This is a genomic window from Streptomyces sp. NPDC052396, from assembly GCF_044593195.1.
In the GTDB taxonomy this organism is placed as follows: domain Bacteria; phylum Actinomycetota; class Actinomycetes; order Streptomycetales; family Streptomycetaceae; genus Streptomyces.
Genome location: NZ_JBIUAW010000002.1, coordinates 1 through 22944, shown reverse-complemented (window position 1 = coordinate 22944; position 22944 = coordinate 1). Strand labels below are relative to the sequence as shown.

14 protein-coding genes and 1 pseudogene are annotated in these 22944 nt (G+C 68.4%); 12 read left to right on the top strand and 3 right to left on the bottom strand.

The genetic code is table 11. From position 1 onward, the window contains the following. Positions 1-73: 73 nt before the first annotated feature. Positions 74-1741: a fumarate hydratase gene (locus ACIHFE_RS05130; protein ID WP_400104432.1), complete on the top strand. Its 1668-nt coding sequence runs from the start codon at positions 74-76 to the stop codon at positions 1739-1741. A 67-nt stretch (positions 1742-1808) separates the two neighbouring features. Here ACIHFE_RS05130 and ACIHFE_RS05125 read toward each other — a convergent pair whose 3' ends face one another. Next, positions 1809-3341, bottom strand: coding sequence for a ricin-type beta-trefoil lectin domain protein (locus ACIHFE_RS05125; RefSeq protein ID WP_400104431.1), 1533 nt, complete (start codon positions 3339-3341; stop codon positions 1809-1811). A 108-nt stretch (positions 3342-3449) separates the two neighbouring features. Between ACIHFE_RS05125 and ACIHFE_RS05120 the strand changes: the two genes are divergently transcribed. The 5 genes from ACIHFE_RS05120 to ACIHFE_RS05100 all read left to right on the top strand — a co-directional run bounded on the left by ACIHFE_RS05120 (position 3450) and on the right by ACIHFE_RS05100 (position 10394). Continuing rightward, the gene (locus ACIHFE_RS05120; protein WP_400104430.1) at positions 3450-4844 is read left to right on the top strand and encodes a class II fumarate hydratase; all 1395 of its coding nucleotides are present in this window, start codon (positions 3450-3452) and stop codon (positions 4842-4844) included. A gap of 125 nt (positions 4845-4969) precedes the next feature. Further along, positions 4970-5656 (top strand): DUF402 domain-containing protein, encoded by a 687-nt coding sequence (locus ACIHFE_RS05115; RefSeq protein ID WP_400104429.1) that lies wholly within the window; start codon positions 4970-4972, stop codon positions 5654-5656. A 96-nt stretch (positions 5657-5752) separates the two neighbouring features. Beyond that, positions 5753-6430, top strand: coding sequence for a class I SAM-dependent DNA methyltransferase (locus ACIHFE_RS05110; RefSeq protein WP_400104428.1), 678 nt, complete (start codon positions 5753-5755; stop codon positions 6428-6430). Between the two features lie 57 nt (positions 6431-6487). Next, positions 6488-8833 carry a SpoIIE family protein phosphatase gene (locus tag ACIHFE_RS05105; protein ID WP_400104427.1) on the top strand — a complete coding sequence of 782 codons (2346 nt, stop codon included), beginning with the start codon at positions 6488-6490 and terminating at the stop codon, positions 8831-8833. A 97-nt stretch (positions 8834-8930) separates the two neighbouring features. After that, a complete protein-coding gene (locus tag ACIHFE_RS05100) occupies positions 8931-10394 on the top strand; it encodes a catalase (protein WP_400104426.1) in 1464 nt (487 codons plus the stop codon). Positions 10395-10451: 57 nt separating this feature from the next. Here ACIHFE_RS05100 and ACIHFE_RS05095 read toward each other — a convergent pair whose 3' ends face one another. Then, positions 10452-12749 carry a transglycosylase domain-containing protein gene (locus ACIHFE_RS05095; protein WP_400104425.1) on the bottom strand — a complete coding sequence of 766 codons (2298 nt, stop codon included), beginning with the start codon at positions 12747-12749 and terminating at the stop codon, positions 10452-10454. Between the two features lie 207 nt (positions 12750-12956). On the opposite strand from ACIHFE_RS05095, the gene ACIHFE_RS05090 reads away from it, so the two are divergent. The 6 genes from ACIHFE_RS05090 to ACIHFE_RS05065 all read left to right on the top strand — a co-directional run bounded on the left by ACIHFE_RS05090 (position 12957) and on the right by ACIHFE_RS05065 (position 21594). After that, positions 12957-13883, top strand: a complete 927-nt coding sequence (locus tag ACIHFE_RS05090) for an SPFH domain-containing protein (protein WP_400104424.1) — start codon at positions 12957-12959, stop codon at positions 13881-13883. Continuing rightward, positions 13880-14119, top strand: coding sequence for a hypothetical protein (locus ACIHFE_RS05085; protein WP_400104423.1), 240 nt, complete (start codon positions 13880-13882; stop codon positions 14117-14119). The genes ACIHFE_RS05090 and ACIHFE_RS05085 overlap by 4 nt, the downstream gene beginning before the upstream one ends. A gap of 707 nt (positions 14120-14826) precedes the next feature. Next, positions 14827-14976 (top strand): hypothetical protein, encoded by a 150-nt coding sequence (locus tag ACIHFE_RS05080; RefSeq protein ID WP_400104422.1) that lies wholly within the window; start codon positions 14827-14829, stop codon positions 14974-14976. Positions 14977-15440: 464 nt separating this feature from the next. Further along, a complete protein-coding gene (locus ACIHFE_RS05075; RefSeq protein ID WP_400104421.1) occupies positions 15441-15920 on the top strand; it encodes a hypothetical protein in 480 nt (159 codons plus the stop codon). Between the two features lie 802 nt (positions 15921-16722). After that, positions 16723-21300, top strand: a complete 4578-nt coding sequence (locus ACIHFE_RS05070; RefSeq protein ID WP_400104420.1) for a hypothetical protein — start codon at positions 16723-16725, stop codon at positions 21298-21300. A gap of 105 nt (positions 21301-21405) precedes the next feature. Then, on the top strand, positions 21406-21594 hold the full coding sequence (locus ACIHFE_RS05065) for a hypothetical protein (RefSeq protein ID WP_400104419.1): 189 nt from the start codon (positions 21406-21408) through the stop codon (positions 21592-21594). A gap of 716 nt (positions 21595-22310) precedes the next feature. On the opposite strand, the pseudogene ACIHFE_RS05060 reads toward ACIHFE_RS05065, so the two are convergent. Further along, positions 22311-22795: pseudogene (locus tag ACIHFE_RS05060) on the bottom strand (hypothetical protein). Positions 22796-22944 lie beyond the last annotated feature (149 nt).

Here is a 22944-nt window from a genome sequence, read left to right as displayed (position 1 = left end):
GGCCGACGGGCCTACGCTGGGAACGCTGTCGAGGACGCCAGCCAAGCTGCCTGCCGAGTGAGGAATCGCCGCAATGTCTGCCCCGTCTGAGTTCGCCTATACGGATCTGCTGCCCCTGGGCGAGGACAACACCCCGTACCGACTGGTCACCTCCGAGGGCGTGTCCACCTTCGAGGCGGACGGCCGTACCTTCCTCAAGGTCGAGCCGGAGGCGCTGCGCAAGCTGGCGGAAGAGGCGATCCACGACATCCAGCACTATCTGCGCCCGGCGCACCTGGCCCAGCTGCGGAAGATCATCGACGACCCCGAGGCCAGCCCCAACGACAAGTTCGTCGCCCTGGACCTGCTGAAGAACGCCAACATCGCGGCGGCCGGGGTGCTCCCCATGTGCCAGGACACCGGCACCGCCATTGTGATGGGCAAGCGCGGCCAGCAGGTCCTCACCGAGGGCGGCGACGAAGCGGCGCTCTCCCGCGGCGTGTTCGACGCCTACACCAAGCTCAACCTGCGCTACTCGCAGATGGCCCCGCTGACCATGTGGGACGAGAAGAACACCGGCTCCAACCTGCCGGCGCAGATCGAGCTCTACGCCACCGACGGCGGCGCCTACAAGTTCCTCTTCATGGCCAAGGGCGGCGGCTCGGCCAACAAGTCCTTCCTCTACCAGGAGACCAAGGCGGTCCTCAATGAGGCTTCGATGATGAAGTTCCTCGAGGAGAAGATCCGTTCGCTGGGCACGGCCGCCTGCCCGCCGTACCACCTGGCGATCGTGGTCGGCGGCACCTCCGCCGAGTACGCGCTGAAGACCGCCAAGTACGCCTCCGCGCACTACCTGGACGAACTCCCGGAGGAGGGCTCCCCGCTGGGCCACGGCTTCCGGGACAAGGAGCTGGAGGAGAAGGTCTTCGAGCTCACCCAGAAGATCGGCATCGGCGCCCAGTTCGGCGGCAAGTACTTCTGCCACGACGTGCGGGTGGTGCGTCTGCCGCGGCATGGCGCGTCCTGCCCGGTGGCCATCGCGGTGTCATGCTCGGCCGACCGCCAGGCCGTTGCGAAGATCACCGCCGAGGGCGTCTTCCTGGAGCAGCTGGAGACGGACCCGGCGCGGTTCCTGCCGGAGACGACCGACGAGCACCTCGGCGACGAAGACGTGGTGCGGATCGACCTCAACCGGCCCATGGACGAGATCCTGGCCGAGCTCACCAAGTACCCGGTGAAGACCCGGCTTTCGCTGACCGGCCCGCTGGTCGTGGCGCGGGACATCGCACACGCGAAGATCAAGGAGCGGCTGGACGCGGGTGAGTCGATGCCGCAGTATCTGCGCGATCACCCCGTCTACTACGCCGGCCCGGCCAAGACGCCGGAGGGTTACGCGTCCGGGTCCTTCGGCCCGACCACGGCCGGCCGGATGGACTCCTACGTCGAGCAGTTCCAGGCGGCGGGCGGCTCCAAGGTGATGCTGGCGAAGGGCAACCGGAGCAAGCAGGTCACCGACGCGTGCGCCGCGCACGGCGGCTTCTACCTCGGCTCGATCGGCGGGCCGGCGGCGCGCCTGGCCCAGGACTGCATCAAGAAGGTCGAGGTCCTCGAGTACGAGGAGCTGGGCATGGAGGCGGTCTGGAAGATCGAGGTCGAGGACTTCCCGGCGTTTGTCGTGGTCGACGACAAGGGCAATGACTTCTTCACGGACCCGGCGCCGGCGCCGACGTTCACCTCGATCCCGGTGCGGTCGGGCAACTAGGGCCCGCACCCGAGGACAAGACCCCGGCCCCGGCGGCGCGACCCGCCCCGGGGCCGGGGTAAGCCGCCTACGCGAAGCGCTGGGCGGCCGTACCCGCGCACTTCTGCAGTCGCACCGCGTCCTTCGCCGACCCCAGCGTCAGGCACAGCCCAGGCGCGCCCACCGGCCGAATCGTTCCGCCGGACACGGTGAACCGCTGATTGGTGCCGCCATGGCAGTTCCACAACTCCAGCCCTATACCGGCCTCATAGGAACCGTTGGGCACATCCACACACCGGGCATGCGTCAACTCGCTGTGCAGTGACTGCTGCTGGGCGTCGTACCACCAGCCCTGGTTCCGGTTGCCGTTGCAGTCCCAGCCCCCCACCTCGGTGCCATTCGCACTGCTCACCCCGTACGCGTCCATACAGCTGCCGGTCGCGGAGTTCTTCAGCGGCCGGAACGCGTCGTCCCAGGCGCCCCGGCGCAGCACCGGTGTGCCGGTGTTCGCCGGGTCCGCGCAACCCGCCTCCTGGTAGCCGGACTTGTAGAGCTGGCTCAGGCAGGACGCGAAGGCGCCGTGCCCGCGCTCATTGGGGTGGAAGGACTGGCGCACCGAATTGGCGTCGGGCGGGAAGGGGTTGGACAGGTCGATCCACAGCCCGCGCGCCCAGGTGTTCTCCATGCACACCTCATGGCCGTGGAACAGCCGGGAGTTGTCCAGATAGACCGCACCGGAGGCCAGCGCCGCCTTGCGCATCCCGCGCTCGAAGGCGGGTACGGCCGCATTGCGGCCCCAGGCCGCGTCCGAGGTGTATCCCATACAGCCGCCCGGCAGTTTGCCGGGGAAGTGGGGGTTGTCCTCGACATCGGGGCCGATGGGGCTGGGGTAGCCCATGACCACAAGCTTGTAGTCGCCATCGGCGTACCCGGCCCGCGTCATCACCGTCCGCAGGTCCTTGACCGTCCGCTCGACCTTGGGCACCAGGGCGTCCACCCTGCCCTGCCAGCCCGGCGCGTACTTGGGCTCACACGGGCCCTGGAAGGTGACAAAGCGGGTCACACAGTCGGTCATCACCGGGCCGAACTGAAGGTCGTCATTGGCACCGGCCACCAGCAGCACCAGCTTGATCCGGGTGTTGCGGGCCTTGATCGCCAGATTGTCGCTCTGCACCAGCTCATCGGGGTACTGCTTGCTGCCGCCGATGCGGATGTTGCCGGTGTAGGCGCCGGAGCAGGCGACGTTGTAGGTCACATCGGCCGGTATCGAGGTGCGGTGGATGGCCGCGTCCGGTGAGCGGTCGCACCAGTTGTGCGGGCCATGGGTGCCCGGCTCATAGACGCCCACGCCCTCCCCGGAGATCTCGCTGTCGCCCAGTGAGATCAGCGAGGTCTTGCGGTCGGCGAGCGGACGCTGGGCGGAGTCGCCGTAGAGCTTGACGGACTCCGCGGCCCGTATCCGCTCCAGCTCCGGGCTCAGGGCGGTGGCGCGTAACCGCGCGCTGGTGTCCCCGGGCGATTCCGCGTGGGCGGTGGGACCGTTTGCGGCCAATCCGCCGAAAACGGCGGCGAACGCCGCGACGGCCGCGAGAGAACAGCGCAGGGTGGGTCTGCGTGTCATGAAGCCTCCCCGATTTCTGTTGTTACCCGCGGTATTTACTGGCTGATAGTGCCCTTGGGGAACATGTGAAACGAGACAAACGCTGTGCCTGGTAGGAGGTGGGCGACGATGAGCGAGCCCGAGCAGTACCGGACCGAGCACGATTCCATGGGGGAGGTGCGCGTCCCGGCACACGCCAAATGGCGGGCCCAGACCCAGCGCGCGGTGGAGAACTTCCCGGTCAGCGGCGCCCGTCTGGAGCGGGCGCATATCGAGGCGCTGGCCCGGATCAAGGCAGCGGCGGCCCGGGTCAACGCCGGTCTGGGGGTGCTCGACCAGGACATGGCGGAGGCCGTCGCCGCGGCCGCCACCGAGGTCGCCGAGGGGCGCTGGGACGACCATTTCCCGGTGGACGTCTTCCAGACCGGCTCTGGAACGTCCTCCAATATGAACACCAATGAGGTCATCGCCACCCTGGCCGGCGAACGGCTCGGCCGGCCGGTGCACCCCAACGACCATGTGAACGCCAGTCAGTCGTCCAATGATGTCTTCCCCTCCTCGATCCATATCGCCGCCACCGCCGCGGTGACCCGGGACCTGATCCCGGCGCTGGACGACCTGGCCCGGGCGCTGGAGCGCAAGGCCGAGGAGTTCGCCGAGGTGGTCAAGTCGGGCCGGACGCACCTGATGGACGCCACCCCGGTCACCCTCGGCCAGGAGTTCGGCGGCTATGCGGCCCAAGTCCGCTATGGCATCGAGCGGTTGCGCTCCGCCCTGCCCCGGCTGGCCGAACTGCCGCTGGGCGGCACCGCGGTGGGCACCGGCATCAACACCCCACCCGGCTTCGCCGCCGCCGTGATCGCCGAAGTGGCCTCGGCCACCGGGCTGCCGCTGACCGAGGCCCGCAACCACTTCGAGGCGCAGGGCGCCCGGGACGCCCTGGTGGAGACCAGCGGCCAGCTGCGCACCATCGCCACCGGCCTCACCAAGATCGCCAACGATCTCCGCTGGATGGCCTCCGGCCCGCGCACCGGCTTGGCCGAGATCAACCTGCCCGATCTGCAGCCCGGTTCATCGATCATGCCGGGCAAGGTCAACCCGGTGGTCCCGGAGGCGGTGCTGATGGTCGCCGCCCAGGTGGTCGGCAATGACGCCACCGTGGCCACCGCCGGGGCGGCGGGCAACTTCGAACTCAATGTGATGCTGCCGGTGATGGCCAAGAACCTGCTGGAGTCCATCCGGCTGCTGGCCAACGCCTCCCGGCTGCTGGCCGGCCGCACGGTGGACGGCATCACCGCCAATGTGGAACGGTGCCGGGAGTACGCGGAGTCCTCCCCCTCCGTGGTGACCCCGCTGAACCGTTACCTCGGCTATGAGGAGGCGGCCCGGGTGGCCAAGAAGTCGCTCGCCGAGCGCAAGACCATCCGGCAGGTGGTCCTTGAATCGGGCCATGTGGAGCGGGGCTTGCTGACCGAGGAGCAGCTGGACGAGGCGCTGGACGTGCTGCGGATGACCCGCCCATAGGAACGTGCCCTGCTGGGGCGCCCTCCGGAGCACAACGGGAGCGCCCCGGGACACCACCCAACGCAAGCCCCGCCCAAGCGAACTGCGTCACGGCGGCCGCCGCCCGCAGCCCCTAAGATCCCTCCATGACAGCGGAGACGGCGGCCGACCCCACGACCCAGCAGCCCCATTGGTCCCCGGGCGACCAGATCCTCTGGCGCTACCGGGGCAATGCCACCGACCGCATCCACATCTGCCGGCCGATGACCGTGGTGCAGGACACCCCCGATCTGCTGGCTGCCTGGATGGCGCCCGGCACCTCGTGCGTCCGCCCGGTGCTCGCCGACGGCACCCCGCTCTACCGCGAACCGCTGGCCACCCGCTACACCAAGCCCCGTACCACGGCGGTCGATTCCTGGTTCGGCCCCGGCGTGCTGAAGCTGGCCCGTCCCGGCGAACCCTGGTCCATCTGGCTCTTCTGGGACCTCGACTGGCAGTTCCGCAACTGGTACGTGAACCTTGAGGAACCCCTCACCCGGTGGGCCCGGGGCGTGGACTCCGAGGACCACTTCCTGGACATCGCCGTCCAGCCGGACCGCAGATGGGAGTGGAAGGACGAGGACGAGTTCGCCCGGGCCCAGCAAGTGGGCCTGCTCACCGCCGCCCAGGCCGAGCGGGTACGGGCGGCCGGGCACGCGGCGGCCGAGCACATCGAGGCCTGGGGCGCCCCGTTCACCTCCGGCTGGGAGCACTGGCGTCCGGACCCCGCCTGGCCGGTGCCCTCGCTGCCGGCGGACTGGGATGCTTGCCGTCTCCCCACCGGGCAACCGTAGGATCGTCCTCCGCGAGACCCGAAGACCCGTAACTGCCATTCCGGCACGGCAAATGACGCTCAATCACATCGACCACAGGAGCAGAAAGGGCGGACCGTGAGCGGTGACGACCTGCGGGAATACGATGACTACGCCCGCTCGGGACTGGACCGCAGCGGCCAGGCCGAGGCCTTCGACGCCATCGGCGACCGCTATGACGAGGCGTTTCCGCACAAGGAGGGCCAACTGGCGGCCGGCGCCTGGCTCGCCGGGTCACTGCCGCCCGGCTCCCGAGTGCTGGACGTGGGCTGCGGCACCGGCCTGCCCACCGCCCGCCAGCTGGCCGCGGCCGGCCACCGGGTCACCGGCGTCGACCTCTCCTCCGGCATGCTGGAACTGGCCCGGACCCATGTGCCCGAGGCCACCTTCCACCTGGCCGACCTGGCCGACCTCAGGGACGGCCGGCTGGGCCCCTTCGACGGGATCGCCGCCTTCTTCTCGCTGCTGATGCTGCCGCGCGCGGAAATCCCGCACGCCCTGCGGATGCTGCACCAACTGCTCTGTCCGGGCGGCCTGTTGGCCCTGTCCATGGTGGAGGCGGACGTGGACGACTACGCCATCCCGTTCCTCGGCCACAGCATCCGGGTATCCGGCTATCTACGGGACGACCTGCGCGAGGTCGTACGCCAAGCGGGATTCGAGATCGTCGGCGAGAGCTCGCCGGCGTACGCACCGGCGAGCACCGACGTCCCACCCGAGATCCAGCTCTTCCTCAACCTGCGACGCACCGCCTGAAGCGGTGCGCCCTGTGCGACCGGGCTTGTGAAAGCCCCGACGGATGGAATTCCACGCGTGACGGAGCATCCCAACGCCCATGGGGGGCGGCCAGGCGCCGGTGTCCGGCGGACGCCGGGCACGCCCGCGCAGCGCCGCGCCCCCGGCACCGAGCCCCGCCAGGCGGCCGGCCCCGACCCCCGCCCCGGCGACGAGACCGCACGCCCCCGGGACGGCGCCTGCGCCCCGCCGACGGTGGTGAACGCTCCCGGGCACGCCCCCGCGCGCGACACCGCCCACTCCGCGGAGCGGGACCGCGCCCCCGATGACATTCCGGGCGCCGCCCGGACCCCCGCGGGCGAGTCCGCGCCGTCCGGACGCGACGACGGCCCCCGCCCGCACGGCACAAGCCCCCACGGCACCCGCGGCCGGCAGTCCTCCGCGGACGCGCCCCGCGCCGGGGACGTGCCCAACGCCGGGGATCCGTCCAACGCCGGGGACCCTCCCCAGGCCGGGGCCGCCGACGCTCCCTCCGGCGCCGACGCCCCCTCGGACGCCAACGCTCCATCCAACGCTGGCGCTCCCTCCGCCGAAGGCGGTCCCGGCACCGGCGATCACGGCACCGACGGCGCGGACGGCGACGGCATCGACGGCCACGGTCCGGACGGCCCGGGAAGAACCCCCGGCGTCCCCGGCGGCGAACGGCTGCGCTTCGTCGGGGCCGCCACCCGGCGGATCGCCCGTGGCATCGACCTGGACGAGATCGTGCTGGGCCTGTGCCGGGCCACCGTGCCCACCTTCGCCGACGCCATCCTGGTCTATCTGCGCGATCCGCTGCCGGTCGGCGACGAGCGCCCGGTGGGCCCGGTGGTGCTGCGGCTGCGCCGCACCGACCGGCTGCCGGAGTACGCCCGCGGCCTGGAGACGGCCGGCTTCCCCGGGCCGCTGGAGGGCAGCGCGCCGCTCCAGGACGCCGGACTGGGTCTGGAGCTGGCCGAGGAGGCCGCCGAGCGCTGCGAGGTGCGGATAGGCGGGCCGCTCGCGGAGGTGCTGCGCGGAGTGCGGCCGGTCTTCGGCGACTCCCCCGCCGCCCGGGCGGCGCTCCCCGAACTGCTGGGCGCCGGACGGCACATACCGGAAAGACAGCGCACCATCCTGGCGCCGCTGCGCGGCCGGCGCCGGGTGATCGGCGCGGCGGTCTTCATCCGCCGCCCGGACCGGCCCGCCTTCGAGGGCGACGACCTGCTGGTGGCCGCCCAGCTGGCCACCCACACCGCGCTGGGCGTGGACAAGGCGGTGCTCTACGGCCGCGAGGTCTATATCGCCGACGAGCTCCAGCGCACCATGCTCCCCGACTCGCTGCCCCAGCCCACCGGCGTCCGGCTGGCCAGCCGCTATCTGCCGGCCGCCGAGACGGCCCGGGTGGGCGGCGACTGGTACGACGCCATACCGCTGCCCGGCAACCGCATCGCCCTGGTGGTCGGCGATGTGATGGGCCACTCCATGACCTCCGCCGCCATCATGGGCCAGCTGCGCACCACCGCGCAGACCCTGGCCGGCCTGGACCTGCCGCCGGCCGAGGTGCTGCACCACCTGGACGAGCAGGCCCAGCGGCTGGGTTCGGACCGGATGGCCACCTGCCTCTACGCGGTCTACGACCCGGTCTCGCACCGCATCGTGATCGCCAACGCCGGCCATCCGCCGCCCATCATGCTGCACCGCAGCGGCCGGGCCGAGGTGCTGCGGGTGCCGCCGGGCGCCCCCATCGGCGTGGGCGGCGTGGACTTCGAGGCGGTGGAGCTGGACGCCCCCGCCGGCGCCACCCTGCTCCTCTACACCGACGGCCTGGTGGAGTCCCGCATCCGGGACGTATGGACCGGAATAGAGCAACTCCGCGAACGCCTCACCGACACGGCCCGCCTCACCAGCCCCAACCCGCCGCCGCTGGAACCGCTGTGCGACGAGGTGCTGGGCATGCTGGGCCCCGGCGACCGGGACGACGACATCGCGCTGCTGGCCGCCCGCTTCGAGGGCATAGCCCCCAGCGATGTCGCCTACTGGTTCCTGGACCCGCGCCCGCAGACCGCCGGACAGGCCCGCCGCCTGGCCCGCCGGGCGCTGGCCCGCTGGGACCTGCTGGACCTCACCGACGCGGTGGAACTGCTGGTCAGCGAGGTGATCACCAATGCGGTGCGGTACGCCGAACGCCCCATCACGCTACGGCTGTTGCGCACCGATGTCCTGCGCTGCGAGGTCGGCGACGACGTACCCCAGCTGCCCAGGCTCCGCCAGGCCCGCCCGTCCGACGAGGGCGGCCGCGGCCTCTATCTGGTCAACAAGCTGGCCCGGCGCTGGGGTGCCACCCGGCTGAGCACCGGGAAGGTGGTGTGGTTCGAACTGGGGCTGCCCACTCAGACGCATTAGTGCTGTTGCCGACGGGCTGTCGACGGGAGTTCACTGGGCCGGAGCGGAGGGCGGCACCAACGACGCCCTCATCCTCATGTGTTCCGGGAGGCGTCCCATGACCGACTCGGCCCAGAGCGACCGCTACACCACCAACAATGTGGGCATTCCGGTGGAGAGCGACGAGCACTCGCTCACCATCGGTGACACCGGCCCCATCCTGCTCCAGGACCACTATCTGATCGAGAAGATGGCCCAGTTCAACCGGGAACGGGTCCCGGAGCGGGTGGTCCACGCCAAGGGCGGCGGTGCCTACGGCACCTTCCGCGTGACCAACGACATCAGCCAGTTCACCAAGGCCACGCTCTTCCAGCCGGGCAAGCAGACCCCGATGCTGGCCCGCTTCTCCACCGTGGCCGGCGAGCAGGGCTCCCCGGACACCTGGCGCGACCCGCGCGGCTTCGCCCTCAAGTTCTACACCGAGCACGGCAACTACGACCTGGTGGGCAACAACACCCCGGTCTTCTTCGTCCGTGACCCGATCAAGTTCCAGGACTTCATCCGCTCCCAGAAGCGCCGCCCCGACAACGGCCTGCGCGACCACGATATGCAGTGGGACTTCTGGACCCTCTCCCCCGAGTCCGCCCACCAGGTCACCTGGCTGATGGGCGACCGCGGCATCCCCAGGACCTGGCGCCATATGAACGGCTATGGCTCGCACACCTATCTGTGGGTCAACGCCGCCGGCCGGAAGCACTGGATCAAGTACCACCTCAAGACCGACCAGGGCATCGAGTACCTCACCCAGTCCGAGGCCGACCAACTCGCGGGCACCGACGGCGACTTCCACCGCCGCGACCTGTCCGATGCCATCGCGAGCGGCAACGCCCCGTCCTGGACCATGTACGTCCAGGTCATGCCCTTCGAGGACGCCGCGGACTACCGCTTCAACCCCTTCGACCTCACCAAGGTGTGGCCGCACGGCGACTACCCCCTGATCGAGGTCGGCCGGATGACCCTGGACCGCAACCCCGAGGACTTCTTCGTCCACATCGAACAGGCCGCCTTCGAGCCCTCCAACCTGGTACCCGGCATCGGCCCCTCCCCCGACAAGATGCTGCTGGGGCGCCTGTTCTCCTACCCCGACACCCACCGCTACCGCATCGGCCCCAACTACGCCCAGCTCCCGCCCAACCGGGCGCACTCCGTGGTCAACTCCTACGCCAAGGACGGCCCGATGCGCTACGAACCCTCCCGCGCCGCCCGCCCCTACGCCCCCAACTCCTATGGCGGCCCCGCCGCCGACACCACCCGCTTCGGCGAGGTGGCCGGCTGGGCGGCGTCCGGCGAGATGGTCCGCGAGGCGTACAAGCTCCACCGCGACGATGACGACTGGGGGCAGGCCGGCACCATGGTGCGCTCCGTACTGGACGACGCGGCACGGGAACGGCTCGTCTCCAATGTGGCCGGCCACCTGCTGGCCGGGGTGAGCAGGCCGGTCCTGGAACGGGCGTTGCAGTACTGGCGCAACATCGACAAGGCGACCGGCGACCGGATCGCCATCAAGGTCAACGGCGCCTGAGAACGACGACGGCCGCCGTCCCCCGGGTCCGGGGGACGGCGGCCGTCATATGCCGCTCTACTGCTTGAGGTTGTTGGGGTTGTTGGGGTCGCCTCCCGGGCCTCCGATGTCATTGCCCTGGATATCACCCGTGGGGTCCGACGGCAGGCCCGTCGGCCGGCGGGACGGCGGGTTGCGCGTCGGCGACGGCGTGTGGGGGGTGGTCGTCGGCGTCGACGGCGGGGTGTGCGTCGGCGACGGCGAGTGGCTGGGCGTCGGCGTGGTCGGCACACGGGACGGCGGCGCGGTGGTCGCCGGCGCCGACGGGACGGCCGTGGCGGGCCCGTCCTCGGTCTCCAGGTCGAACTTGGGCGTGGCGTCGTCGCCGAGCGCGGCCGAGGTGTACGCGTCCCAGATCTTGGCGGGCAAGCTACCACCGTTGACACGCTTGGTCGGGTCGTCGCTGCCGACGCCGTAGAGCGAGACGTGCTTGCCGTCCGGGGAATCACCGAACAGGCCGACCGAGGTCACCAGGTCCGGGGTGTAGCCGGTGAACCAGGCCGAGCGGTCCTCCTCGGAGGTACCGGTCTTACCGGCGACCGCGTAACGGTCGCTCTTGACCACGCTACCGGTGCCCTCTTCGTCGTTGACCACGCCTTGGAGGAGGGAGGTGACGCCGTCGGCGGTGTTGCGGTCGATGGGGTCGCTGGCGCCGACCGCCTTGGGCAGGCTGATGTCCGAGCCCTTCCAGCTGATCGACTTGATGATGGTCGGGGAGACCTTCTTGCCGTGGGCGTCCAGGGTGGCGTAGACCCCGGCCATCTCCAACGGGCTGGCACCCATGGAGCCCAGCGCCATGGCGGGCTTCTCCACGAAGTCCGGGTCCTTGATGTTCATGCCCATGTCGCCGGCGAGCGACTTGACGTCGTGCAGACCGACATCCCAGGCCATCTGGGCGAAGACCGAGTTGATCGACTGGTTCATCGCCGACTGCACGGTCACCGGACCGTAGCTGGCCTGGTTCTCGTTCTCGGGGGCGTAGGGCGGCTGGACCGGCTGGCCGTTGGAGCCCACCACCTTCCGCTGGTTGGTGCCGTCGTAGATGGTGTTGGCATTGATCGGCTGGCCGCTCTGGGTCTTGGACCCGTTCTTCAGCGCCGCCGTGTAGATCAGCGGCTTGAAGGTGGAGCCAGGCTGGAAGTCGGAGCGGGTGGCGTTGCTGATCCAGTGCGGATTCGGCCCCTTCTCCCCCGGGCCGCCGTAGATCGCCGCAATCTGCCCGCTCCTGGGATCCACCGAGACAGCACCGGCCTGGGCGTTTCGGTCGGCCTTGCGAGTCTTGGGCTGCAGTTGGTCGGTCAGCTGAGTCTTGACCGCGTTCTCCAGCGCCTTCTGCTTCTTGTCATCGATGGTGACCGTGATGGTGTAGCCACCAGCGGCCAGATCGCGCCCCTGGGCCTTGAGTATCTGGCTGGCCTGTTCTCGGGCCAGGTCGACTATGTAGCCCTTCTGACCGTCCAGGCCGGGGTCGGCCTTGGGGTAGATGACCTTGGGGAACTGCATGGTCTTGCGCTTGTCGGCCGGGATCTTGTGCATCTCGACCAGCTTGTCCAGCACATAGTTCCAGCGGGCGATGGCCGCCGCCTTGCCGGCCGGGCTGCCCACCACCACGTCGTACGAGCTCGGAGACTGGAGCAGTGCGGCGAGGTAGGCGGACTCCTCGATGCTGAGCTTGTCGAGCTCCTTGTTGAAGTAGGCGTGCGAGGCCGCCTGGATGCCATAGGCGTTGCGGCCGAAGAAGCTGGTGTTCAGGTACCCGGCGAGGATGTCTTCCTTGGAATGGTTCTGCTGCAGTTTCAGCGAAATGATCAGCTCTTTGACCTTGCGCTGAACGGTCTGCCGCTGGTCCAGGTAGTAGTTCTTCACATACTGCTGGGTGATCGTGGAGCCACCCTGGGTGCCCTTGCCCATCAGCGTGTAGAGGATGCCCCGGCTGGTGCCCATGAAGTCGATGCCGGGGTCGGTCCAGAAGTTCTTGTTCTCTGCGGCGACCACCGAGTCCTTGATGTTCGCCGGGATCTTCGCGTAGTCAACTGCCTCGCGGTTGAACTTGCCGGGGTGGGCGAGGACCTTGCCGTTGGACAACCGGTAGACGTTGCTCTGCGCCTCCGCCGCGCTGTTTCCGTTGGCGGGTACGTCCACAGAGAAGTAGAGCGCCGCGAAGGCGCCGACTCCCAGGGCTATCAGACCGAAGAAGTAGGCGAGCAGCTTCTTCCAGGTAAAGAAGCGGCGTATGCCGGTCTTCTTGGGCTTCTTACCCCTTGCGCTGCGGGCGCCGCGACTCTTCTGCGCCCTTCGTGCTTCCGCTCGGCCCATCTCTCCCGTAGCTCCAGTCTGTCCGCCCCCGAACCAGCTCACGAAGCTAACACCGCAACGGTCACGAAAGGCCCATCGATCAAGCGTTTGCCAAACGTGACATACAGCACCCCGGGGGGCGGGCCCGGGTACGGCGCGATGCGGGAAACCGTACAGGGCGATAAACTGCTATCACATTGCTAGGCTGTCATCAAGGGGGGAACCGCCATGCCAGAAACACCTGCTGAGCAGGCATCTCAGCCAAGGACGCGGGAGATTCCGGCCAAGGACATCGGCGGCGGACTGGCCCTGCTGCTGGGTCTGGTCGGGCTGCTGCTGGGGATCGGCACGATCGTCGGCGGCGCGGCGCTCGGCAGTGCCGGTCATCACGGTCCGGCCGCTGCGGTGATCGTCTGCGGCGTCGCGCTGATCATCGCCTCCTTTATCGCCATGCGCGGCCTGAACACCATGGCCCCCGGCGAGGCCCGGGTGGTCCAGCTCTTCGGCCGCTACCGAGGCACCATCCGCACCGAGGGCCTGCGCTGGGTCAACCCCTTCACCAGCCGGCGGCGGATCTCCACCCGGGTGCGCAACCACGAGACGCCCGTCCTGAAGGTCAACGACGCCTACGGCAACCCCATCGAGCTGGCCGCCGTGGTGGTCTGGCAGGTGGCGGACACCGCGCAGGCCCTGTTCGAGGTGGACGACTACCAGGAGTTCGTCGGCATCCAGACCGAGACGGCCCTGCGGCACATCGCCATCGAGTACCCCTATGACGGGCACGAGGAAAACGCCCTCTCGCTGCGCGGCAACGCCGAGGAAATCACCGAGAAGCTGGCCGCCGAACTGGCCGTACGGGTCCGGGCCGCCGGAGTGCGGATCATCGAGTGCCGCTTCACACACCTCGCCTACGCACCCGAGATCGCCTCGGCCATGCTCCAGCGCCAGCAGGCAGGCGCCGTGGTGGCCGCCCGGCGGCTGATCGTCGATGGCGCGGTGGGCATGGTCGAGCAGGCCCTGGCCCGGATCAGCGAACAGGGCATCGTGGAACTGGACGAGGAGCGCAAGGCGGCCATGATCAGCAACCTGTTGGTGGTGCTGTGCGGCGACCGGGCCGCCCAGCCCGTCCTCAACACCGGCACCCTGTACCAGTGACCGACGAGCTCTCCGGAGGAGACCGGCCGCGGCAGCGCAAACAGGTGCTGCTGCGGCTGGACCCGCTGGTGCACGACGCCCTGGCCCGCTGGGCGGGCGAGGAGCTGCGCAGCACCAACGCCCAGATCGAGTTCCTGCTGCGCAGAGCGCTCGCCGAGGCCGGGCGGCTGCCACGGGGCGTGGGCGCCATGCGTCGCCCGGGCCGCCCGCCCAGCGGCGAGCAGAGCGCCCCCTAGCTAGACGCAATACCGGCAGGTCGGTCTGACCCTGGTCGGCCCGGCCAGGGTCACGCGGGGGGGTGCCGCGCCACAGCAGGTCTGCGCCAGTTGCGGTGGCGGCTCGCCACAGGTCAAAGCCGCGAAAGCCGCGGTCGGCCAGCAGCAGCATGCCCAGCGTGAGCCAGCCGAACAGGTGCTGGGCCAGCTCGGTTTCATGGACAGCCAGCGGTCCGGCCTCGGCTGCGAAGACAGCCTGGGTGCCGCACTCGGCCAGCGCGGCCGCCCTCACCTGCGGATAGGCGCTCTTCTCCTGTCTGCGGCTGGTTCCCAGGCGGCCGAAGCAGGCGGCATTGGCCTCGGTGTCCGGCACGTCGAAGGTGGTGCCGTACACCACGACCAGCTGCCACCCCCGATACCAGGCCCCGCTCGTGTCCTCGGTCGCCACCGGCCGGCACACCCGGGCAAACAGCGTCTTCAGCGGCTCCGGGCCCAGTCGCAGACGGGCCCGGCCGATCGCCGTCGCCGCGGTGGTCGGCAAGGCATGGCCAACAATTTCCGCAGCGACGGCTTCCAGGCCGCCGGCAAGACCGGTACAGCCGAGCAGGACCACGCGGCTCGGTTCGCGGCCTACACGCCGAACACTCACGACGGTGGTCGTGAGTGTTCGGTGAAGGGCCCGGCGGCAAGCAGGAGCAGCTCTACAGCGCCGGTGGTCTCCCCCCTCCATGAACAGCAGTGGTTTCCCAGCCGAGGTCTGGGCCGACTACACCGACGCCGCCCTCGGCGACGGCGCCCCCGCGAAGTTCGACCTGGAGACGGACAACGCCGCCGCCACGCAGGCCCCGCCGCCGCCCGCCACCACGGCGCCCCGGTGACGCACGCCCCGTCGACGCCATCGCCGTCCAGCCCGCCGGCGACGAAGACGCCCGAGACGCCGCACACGCCGAAGCCTCCGACGACCCCAACGGCCAGGCCGGCACCGAACACCCGGAATCCCAACTCGCCGGGTGACAACGGCGGTCCAGATGGGGACGACGGGCTCCACCTCAACGGGATGACACCGAGCCCGTAGTCCGAGCGGGACGCAACCGACGAAGCGGCCGCCGCACTCCTCCTGGAGTACGGCGGCCGCTTCGCGCATACGATGCGCCTCCCGAAACCACGTGACTGGACGTCAACTTCCATATACACTGAGCGAATTGACGAACTTCCGGCGCTGTCCTCGTCATAAAGCTCCAGCATTGACTGAGCAGTCTCCGTACCGCATGCTCCCCCAAGCAGGCTTCCCGGGAATGCAGGTTGGGAAGCCTCTACACATTCGGAAGGTAAGGAGTTTCCCATGAAGAAGATGAGCTTACGCAGTGTCGCCGTTGCCGCCCTGGCAGCTTCGGCAATTGCCTTCGCGACAGCTGGACCTGCGGCGGCCGACGGCAAGATCGACTGGAAGAACAAGCAGACCGGGCTGTGCCTCTTTGCGGACTCGACGATCGGGGCGCTCCTGGACAACTGCGAGAAGTACCCGGACTACTGGTACGACGAGATCTGGCCCTCTCTCGGCAACAACTGGATGGAGCATTTGAACGACGATCAAGTTTGGTGCCTAGACAGTAACACCAGGGGCTCCGTCTATATTGGCAGGTGCGACAACCCGAGGAACAACAAAAATCAGCTTTGGTCCGAAGAGAAGTGGTCCAAGGGCTGGGTACTCAAAAATGTTGCCACAGGAAGGTGTCTCGGATCGGGCAATACGGAGGGCATTTACACGTTTGCCAAGACGTATCCGTGCAACTCGAGCGACGACCGCATTTACTGGGAATAATTCCGAAGTCCTGCTGGTCTTCGTGCAGACCGCGCTAACGGGCAAGGTGCACTCGGTGACTCGGGGGCGACGTCGTCCTGCATGAGTGAGGCTGGCACCCGCTTGGCCCCTGCCCCCGTCGAGGCAGGGGCCAGGTCGATTCCACCGGCACCTAGGACGCCCGAGGCGCCAGACACTCGACGGGCCCGTCGGCGAAGAACACCGGGAGGCTCAACCCCCAGTTTGGCAACGGCGACTGAAGGGGAGCGACGGCCTCCATTTCAACAACGGCGGCCCACTGTCGTCGTAGCGGCTCCACGAAGAGGCTCCCTCTGTACCTGCTGGTAACAGGGGCAGCCTTTTTGTCCTTGAGGGATGCGGCGGTCCACAACTGATCCGCTTCCGCCGGAGATTTCCGCGGGCCGGGGCGGTTATGGCCTGCTGGACAGCAGACTTAATCGGCCTTCATATTGATCGACATGCGACGGCCTCCATCACGAGGAGCCCGTCGGCGATTTTTTGAGTTCAGGGGTGGGGATCCATGGCGCGCTTGAGCCGTGCTCGCGTTGTTGTGCTCGGGGGGAACCAGGCTCGTGGATGAGGGGTCGATGGCGTCCCCGGCCGTCGCGGCCGAACGGTAGACCCCGCCGACGCGCAGGTAGTCCCGGAAGGATCGCGCTTCCCGACCGAGAGGCCGGTCGCTGTCGTGCGCGCGGGGTGGGCCGGCCCTTTCCGGCACGCCCGGAATTGCCTATATCGGCTCTGTTTCTCTGCGTCAGGGCATCAACTGCCGCCGCGAACACAGGGGTTGTGCCCTGAGCTTATGTGCTGCTCACGATGGCCAAGATCATCTATTTGGGCGCCTCATGGCGCGCCCATCATTCGCACCGGCGTCACCTGGGGTTCTCCGCCCTTCTCCGCCGGCTGCCAACGCGCAGAGGGAGTAAACGAATTGAAACCGTTAAGACCGACCCGTGCCGGGATCGCGGGGCTTGTGGCCGCTGCCGTCCTGACCGGTCTGATACAGGGCACCGCGGCGCACGCCGTACCGGATGCCCCGCCGGACAGTCCCAAATCAACCGGGGACCCGGCCGGTTCAGGGCGGGTCGCCGATCCCGACAAGCACCTCGGGAAGAACTGGGAAACGTCGAAGGACCAGGCCGTCACCGCCGTGGCGGACTCCGCCGGCCTGCGGATCCTCGCCGCGGAATCGGGCCAGGCTTACGCGTGGAAGACGGCGGCCGTCCTCAACGAGCCGGGGATGTCGGCCGATACATGGATCGGCAACCAGTGCGTCATGGACGACTCGCACGTCGCCGCCGTGTACGCCCCACGTTCGTTCACCAACAAGCCCGACCTGATGCAGGGCGGCGCGTTCACGGCGATCGTGAACACTACGACGGGTGCGGTGACAAAGCTGCCGTTCACCGCCACGCTCGCCTATTTCGACCCCACCTGCAACACCACCACGCACACCGCCGCCTTCACCCAGTACCGCGACATGAACGACGCGTCGCAGACGAAGTCGCGGGTGATCACCGTGGACACGTCCGGCAGGACGGTCATGAAGACGGGTGAGCTGCGCGGGCAGGTGTCGTCGGCGGCTCCGGCGAAGGACGGGGTCGTCGCCGGCCTCGGCATCGACCTCGTCCGGATCGACGGTGAGGGGAAGACCCGCCGGCTCGCCAAGGGCGACAGCATTCCCTTCGACATCCGTCCCATGACCGACGGCCGGATCGGCTTCGTGGACCGCAAGGGCACGAAGACGGCGCAGGCAAAGGTGTACAACGGACACGGCGCACCGCGCACGGTGGCCACCGGTGCCCTCGGTGACCTCGACCTCGTGACCGGTGCGCAGGGCCGCACCTTCCTCACCGGCCGTTCCAAGGACGTCAAGGTGGAGGGGAGCGGGATCACCAGGATCGACGCGCCGGCCAACACCGACGTCTCCTCCCTCGGCCGCCTCGCTGTCGACCCCGTGCTCGCCCCCGGCGTCCGCGCCGGACTGACTCGCATCAAGGGCGGCGGGAAGGGCTTCGTCAAGGCGGACGAGCCGGAGGCGGGCGTGCGTGCCCGTTCCGGGAAGGCTCCCGGGGTAGCGGACGCCGACACCACGCTGACCGTCACTTCGACCGCCACGACGACGGGGGACAAGGTCGAACAGCGGGTGACCTCGGCGCAGCCGCGTCTCAAGGCGGGTCTCTCGCCCGCGCTGACCGGCGGCACCAAGCCGCGTACGCTGACCCTCGCCTCGGTGAAGGCGGGCGGGCCCGTCGACGCGCCTGTCTCGCACGATCCGACCGACACCGACCGCTGGTGCTCGGTCTCCCGCAACGACATGAGTGTCCAGGCGTTGCAGCCGACGCCGAACCAGGTCGAGTGGGCGGTGGATATGGCCGTGCGCGGGCAGCTGCGCGGCACCTGGCTCCGCCAGGGCGGCTACCGCGACCAGGCCGGGCTGGGGACGGTCGACCCGCAGGGGTTGTTCCCCCGCCCGTCGCTGAACGGTGGCGGGCAGATCCCCGCCAACGTCCTCCTCGGCATCCTGGCCCAGGAGTCCAACCTGTGGCAGGCCGAGTCCGGTTCGATCCCCGGTCAGATGGGCAACCCACTGGCCGCCGTGGACGGCTACTACGGCCACAGCACCAAGGACACGCTGCTCGGCTACTGGCGCATCAACTGGGATAAATCCGACTGCGGTTACGGCGTCGGCCAGGTCACGGACGGCATGCGTCTGAAGGGGCATGAGAAGACGGACAAGGTGACGGGCCAGAAGGTCGAGACGAGCCTCGACCCGAAGCTCCAGAAGATCATCGCGATCGATTACGCCACCAACATCGCCGCCTCCATGAAGATCCTCGCCGACAAGTGGAACGAGGTCCACACGGACGGACAGCGGATCACGGTCAACAACGACGACCCGTCCCGCGTGGAGAACTGGTTCACCGCCGTCTGGAACTACAACCTCGGCTTCAACCCCAGGTCCGAGGCCGGCAAGAACGGCGGGCACTGGGGCCTGGGCTGGTACAACAACCCGGCGAACCCCATGTACAAGAAGGGCGCCTGGGACCACCCGTTCATGGACACGTCCCTGAGCACGGAATACATCGCCGACGCGGCGCACCCGCAGTTCTGGCCGTACGAGGAGAAGGTGGTGGGCTGGGCCGCCTGGTCCATCGACACCGGTTTCTCCTACGACACGGACGGCAAGCAGGGTTGGAAGGGCGAGTCCGGCTACACTACCGCGGGCTTCATGCCCGCCTGGTGGCTCACTCCCCAGAGCCGCTCTCGCGTCAGCCCGCCGCTGGACACCTTCTGCAACAGCAACAACGGCTGTAACGCCGGCAAGCCGATCGACTGCCCCGACGAGGCGTGCTACCGGCAGTTCTGGTGGACCCAGGAGAACGCCACCTGGAAGCCGGACTGCAAGGACTCGTGCGGCAACGAGAGCATCAAGTACAAGACGCTCCGCGCCGAGCCCGGCCGCGGCTACCGACTGAAGAACGGCCAGCCGGTGTGCGGTGGCGCTCCGGACGGCGCCGACGTCGTCGCCTCGATCCCGGCCGGCACGGAGACCTGGTCGGAGTGCGGGAAGGCGTCGTCGACAGGCAAGTTCGAGTTCACCTTCTACCCCGACTGGGACAAGCACTACGAGGCGAAGGCCGATCTGCATTCGGTCGGCGGCGGCCACGGAGGCCACTTCTGGTACACCCGCACCCGTAACGACGACCACCTCGGTGGCGACGGCAACCGGATGACGCTCGAGGGCGAGTGGACGGCGGGCAAGTCCTACGACCTCGCCGCGGTCTACGCGTACATCCCCGACACCGGGGCGCAGACCCGGCGCGCCAAGTACGTCATCGACGGTGCCGTCGGCGGTCCGTACGAGCGGGTCGTGGACCAGAACGCGAACAACGGCAAGTGGGTGCCGCTCGGTGCCTATAAGTTCAGCTCCACGCCCAAGGTGAAGCTGACGAACTATACGAAGGACGGCACCGCCGACCAGGACATCGCCTGGAACTCCGTGGCGTTCAAGCCGATCAAGGGCAAGTTCGTCCAGCGGTCGCTGACCGCCGCCGCGGTCTTCGACCCGAACCAGGAGCTGAATTCGAACTGGCCGGTGAATCAGCTCAACACGCCCGTGCGGTCGATGAAGTCGCTCTACGACTGGGGTTTGGGGCTTGCCGAACGGGCCCAGCTGTGGAACAACAACGGCAATGGTGTCGAGGCATTCGGCCTGACCTACGAGGCGCGGTGCAAGGACCCCGAGGCTGTGGGTGAGTGCACGGGTCAGAAGACCTATGACGCGGCCGAGCAGTGGGCGAAGGACATCAAGGCGGGCGGGTGGAAGCCGAACGCCGACGGCTCCGCCCCGGCGATGTCGATCCCGAGGTGGATGGCCATGGCCAACGAGCGTCCCGACCCATCCAAGCCGGCTTCCGAGGCTTACAAGGACCCGAACAGCTACAAGATCAAGTCCGATGTGAGCGTGACCTTCGTGGTCGGCGAGGACGGGAAGATCGTCGACGGCAGCGTGGGGTCGGACTACCGCACCCGGGTCGGCAACGCCCACCTGCCCTACTTCGTTACCAAGATCATGAAGGCGATCGAGGCGGACTACGGCATTCCCGCGCCGGACATCGACTACAGCACGCAGGACGCGCTGGAGTACGGCGACTTCAAGATCTCCCACCCCTATGAGGACGGGGACACCCCGGGCCAGGCCTACTTCCCGCACTTCCGTGCCGCGCATCTCGACGACGCCAAGCAGTGCGTGGACTTCCGCGCCATCGGCGGCGGTGTACACGGCTACCGGGCCATGGTCGGGCACAAGTCGATCAACGACAATGTCAAGGCGTGGGTGGACGCGGTCAACTCCAATACGGAGACGAACTTTGCGGTGCGGCGGTTCGCCGGGGACGTCTACTCGATGTTCTTCAAGAACAGCGGCTCCTGGAACAACAACATGTGGGGCTCCATGATCGGCAACGCGCCGCCGATCTGGCAGGACATCGCCGCCGCCTTCTGCGCCGACGGGTCCATCAAGCCGACCCACTACCTGAAGAACGACGACGCACACCCGTCCAACGGCATCGTCTACCAGTCCTACATGCCCGACCTCTACCTGTACGTCGACGACCGCATGACGGACAACCTCGGCCATCCGTCCGACCAGCGGATCAGCGGCGGGGACTGGAAGAACTTCTCCAACTTCCCCGGCACCGCGCCCAATGGCAATGCCTATGCCTGGTGCGGTGTGGGCACGCGGGGAAACGGAGGCAACCCGTGGGGCGTGGACGCACCAGTTCCGATCTTCGGTGACGGGCCCGGGAACCGGCCCGGCAAGGTGGTGCACTGCGACGAGCCGGAAAAGGAGTTCGACGTCAACCTCACCCGGTAACCGGGAGGAGCGGCAGGTGATTTAACATCACGCCGAGGGGAGGGGGACCGGACCGCCGCACGGGCCAGCCTCCCTCCCCCTTGTCGTTCACAAGGAGAATTCCTCATGGGTTTCCTGTACATGGCCTTCCTCGGTGCTTTCCTGTACCTGTCGTTGGCGATCCTGTTGTGCAGGAAGGTCGCGCGCCGGACGACGAAGAGGATGGGCTGGGCCATGGCCTTCCTGCTGATCGTCCTGCCCGCCGTCCTGCTGGCCATCGGGGGCACGATCGATGCCGGGCGGGCGGCGGGCTGACCGTCGCCGTCAGTTGCGCGATACGTCGGGGCCGCATCCAGTAAGGGTCGTTCCACTTTCCTGGGCAAGCAACTTACCCCGCCGCTATGTTGATCGACATTGCTGCTAGCCCTCGCCCTAGGAAGCCTCTCGGCGATTTCCGCGTTCAGGGGACCCGCCGATATTCCCTTGCACGTAGGGAAATTCCATGCTCGAGATCGCTTCTCGTGTCGCCGCCGTCTCGGCCGCGACCGTCGTGATGGGTCTGGTCCCGCTCGCCAGCACGTCCTACACGGCGGGCTGCTACGGCACCGCCTGCGACAACAAGACGACTACTGCTACCGCGCCTGCGCCTGCGTGGGCTTCGCCAAGGACAGCGGTGCGCTGTACGGCGTGCAGTGCACCAACAACTGGTAGGACACTTGGCGTCATGCCCCCCGTTACCTTCTTCGTGGCTCCGCAATGGGGCCTCCGGCCTTCGGGTCCGGTATGACTTCCCCCCTTGTTGCGGTTGATGATCCGGGGGGTGGTGTCACCGGGCCCGGAGGCATCGACGGACCGCTGATGAGGGGCTTGAGCACCGGCTTCGCCCAAGCCGGAAGAGCTCTCCGTAACGTGGATGTGGCAGCTCGGTGCCCTGGCAAGGCCGGACGAAAGCGTGATGGAGGGGCCTGCACGTGATCGATACCGGCAACATCGACGTCTTCCTCGGCCTAGACGAGTCTTTCCGAACGCGTTCAGTGGTCGTAGGCGGTCAGTGAGCGGCTGACCGCCTGGCCGGTGCGGAAGTTGTGCCAGATCGCGGCGGCAAGCGCGAGGACGCGCTGCGCGATGCGCACAGCGACGCCCTCGCAGGTGCGCCCGCCGTGTTGCTCCAGGTCAAGCTGTCCCTTGAGCGTGTCGTTCACGTTTCGTGCCAGAAGTCGGTGTCCTGGGCCAGGGTCCGGATGAGGCGTTTGATCTGGGGCAGCGCCGCTCGCAGGCGCTTGTTGTAGCCGGCGTCCTGCGGGATGTAGGGGAACATCCCGCGGTAGTGCTCGCGCACGTGCCGTAGCCAGCGGGCCTCGCTGTGAAAGCCGAGCAGGGCCTGCATGACAGCCAGGCACAGCAACTCGGAGTGACTCAGCTTCGGCGGCCTGCCGGGGAGACGGGCGATTCCGGCCCAGCCATCGTCGATCTTCACGTAGAGTGCGGTCACGAGGGTGGTCAAGTTCGTCGTCACAAACGGATCTTGAGCACCCTCGCCTCATGCCCGCAGGCATTCGGAAAGACTCGTCTAGATGACTGATGCCAAGGGGTTCAGTGGTCGTACGCGGTGAGGGAGCGCATGACGGGCTGTCCGGCTTGGTCGTTGTGCCAGATCGCGGCGGT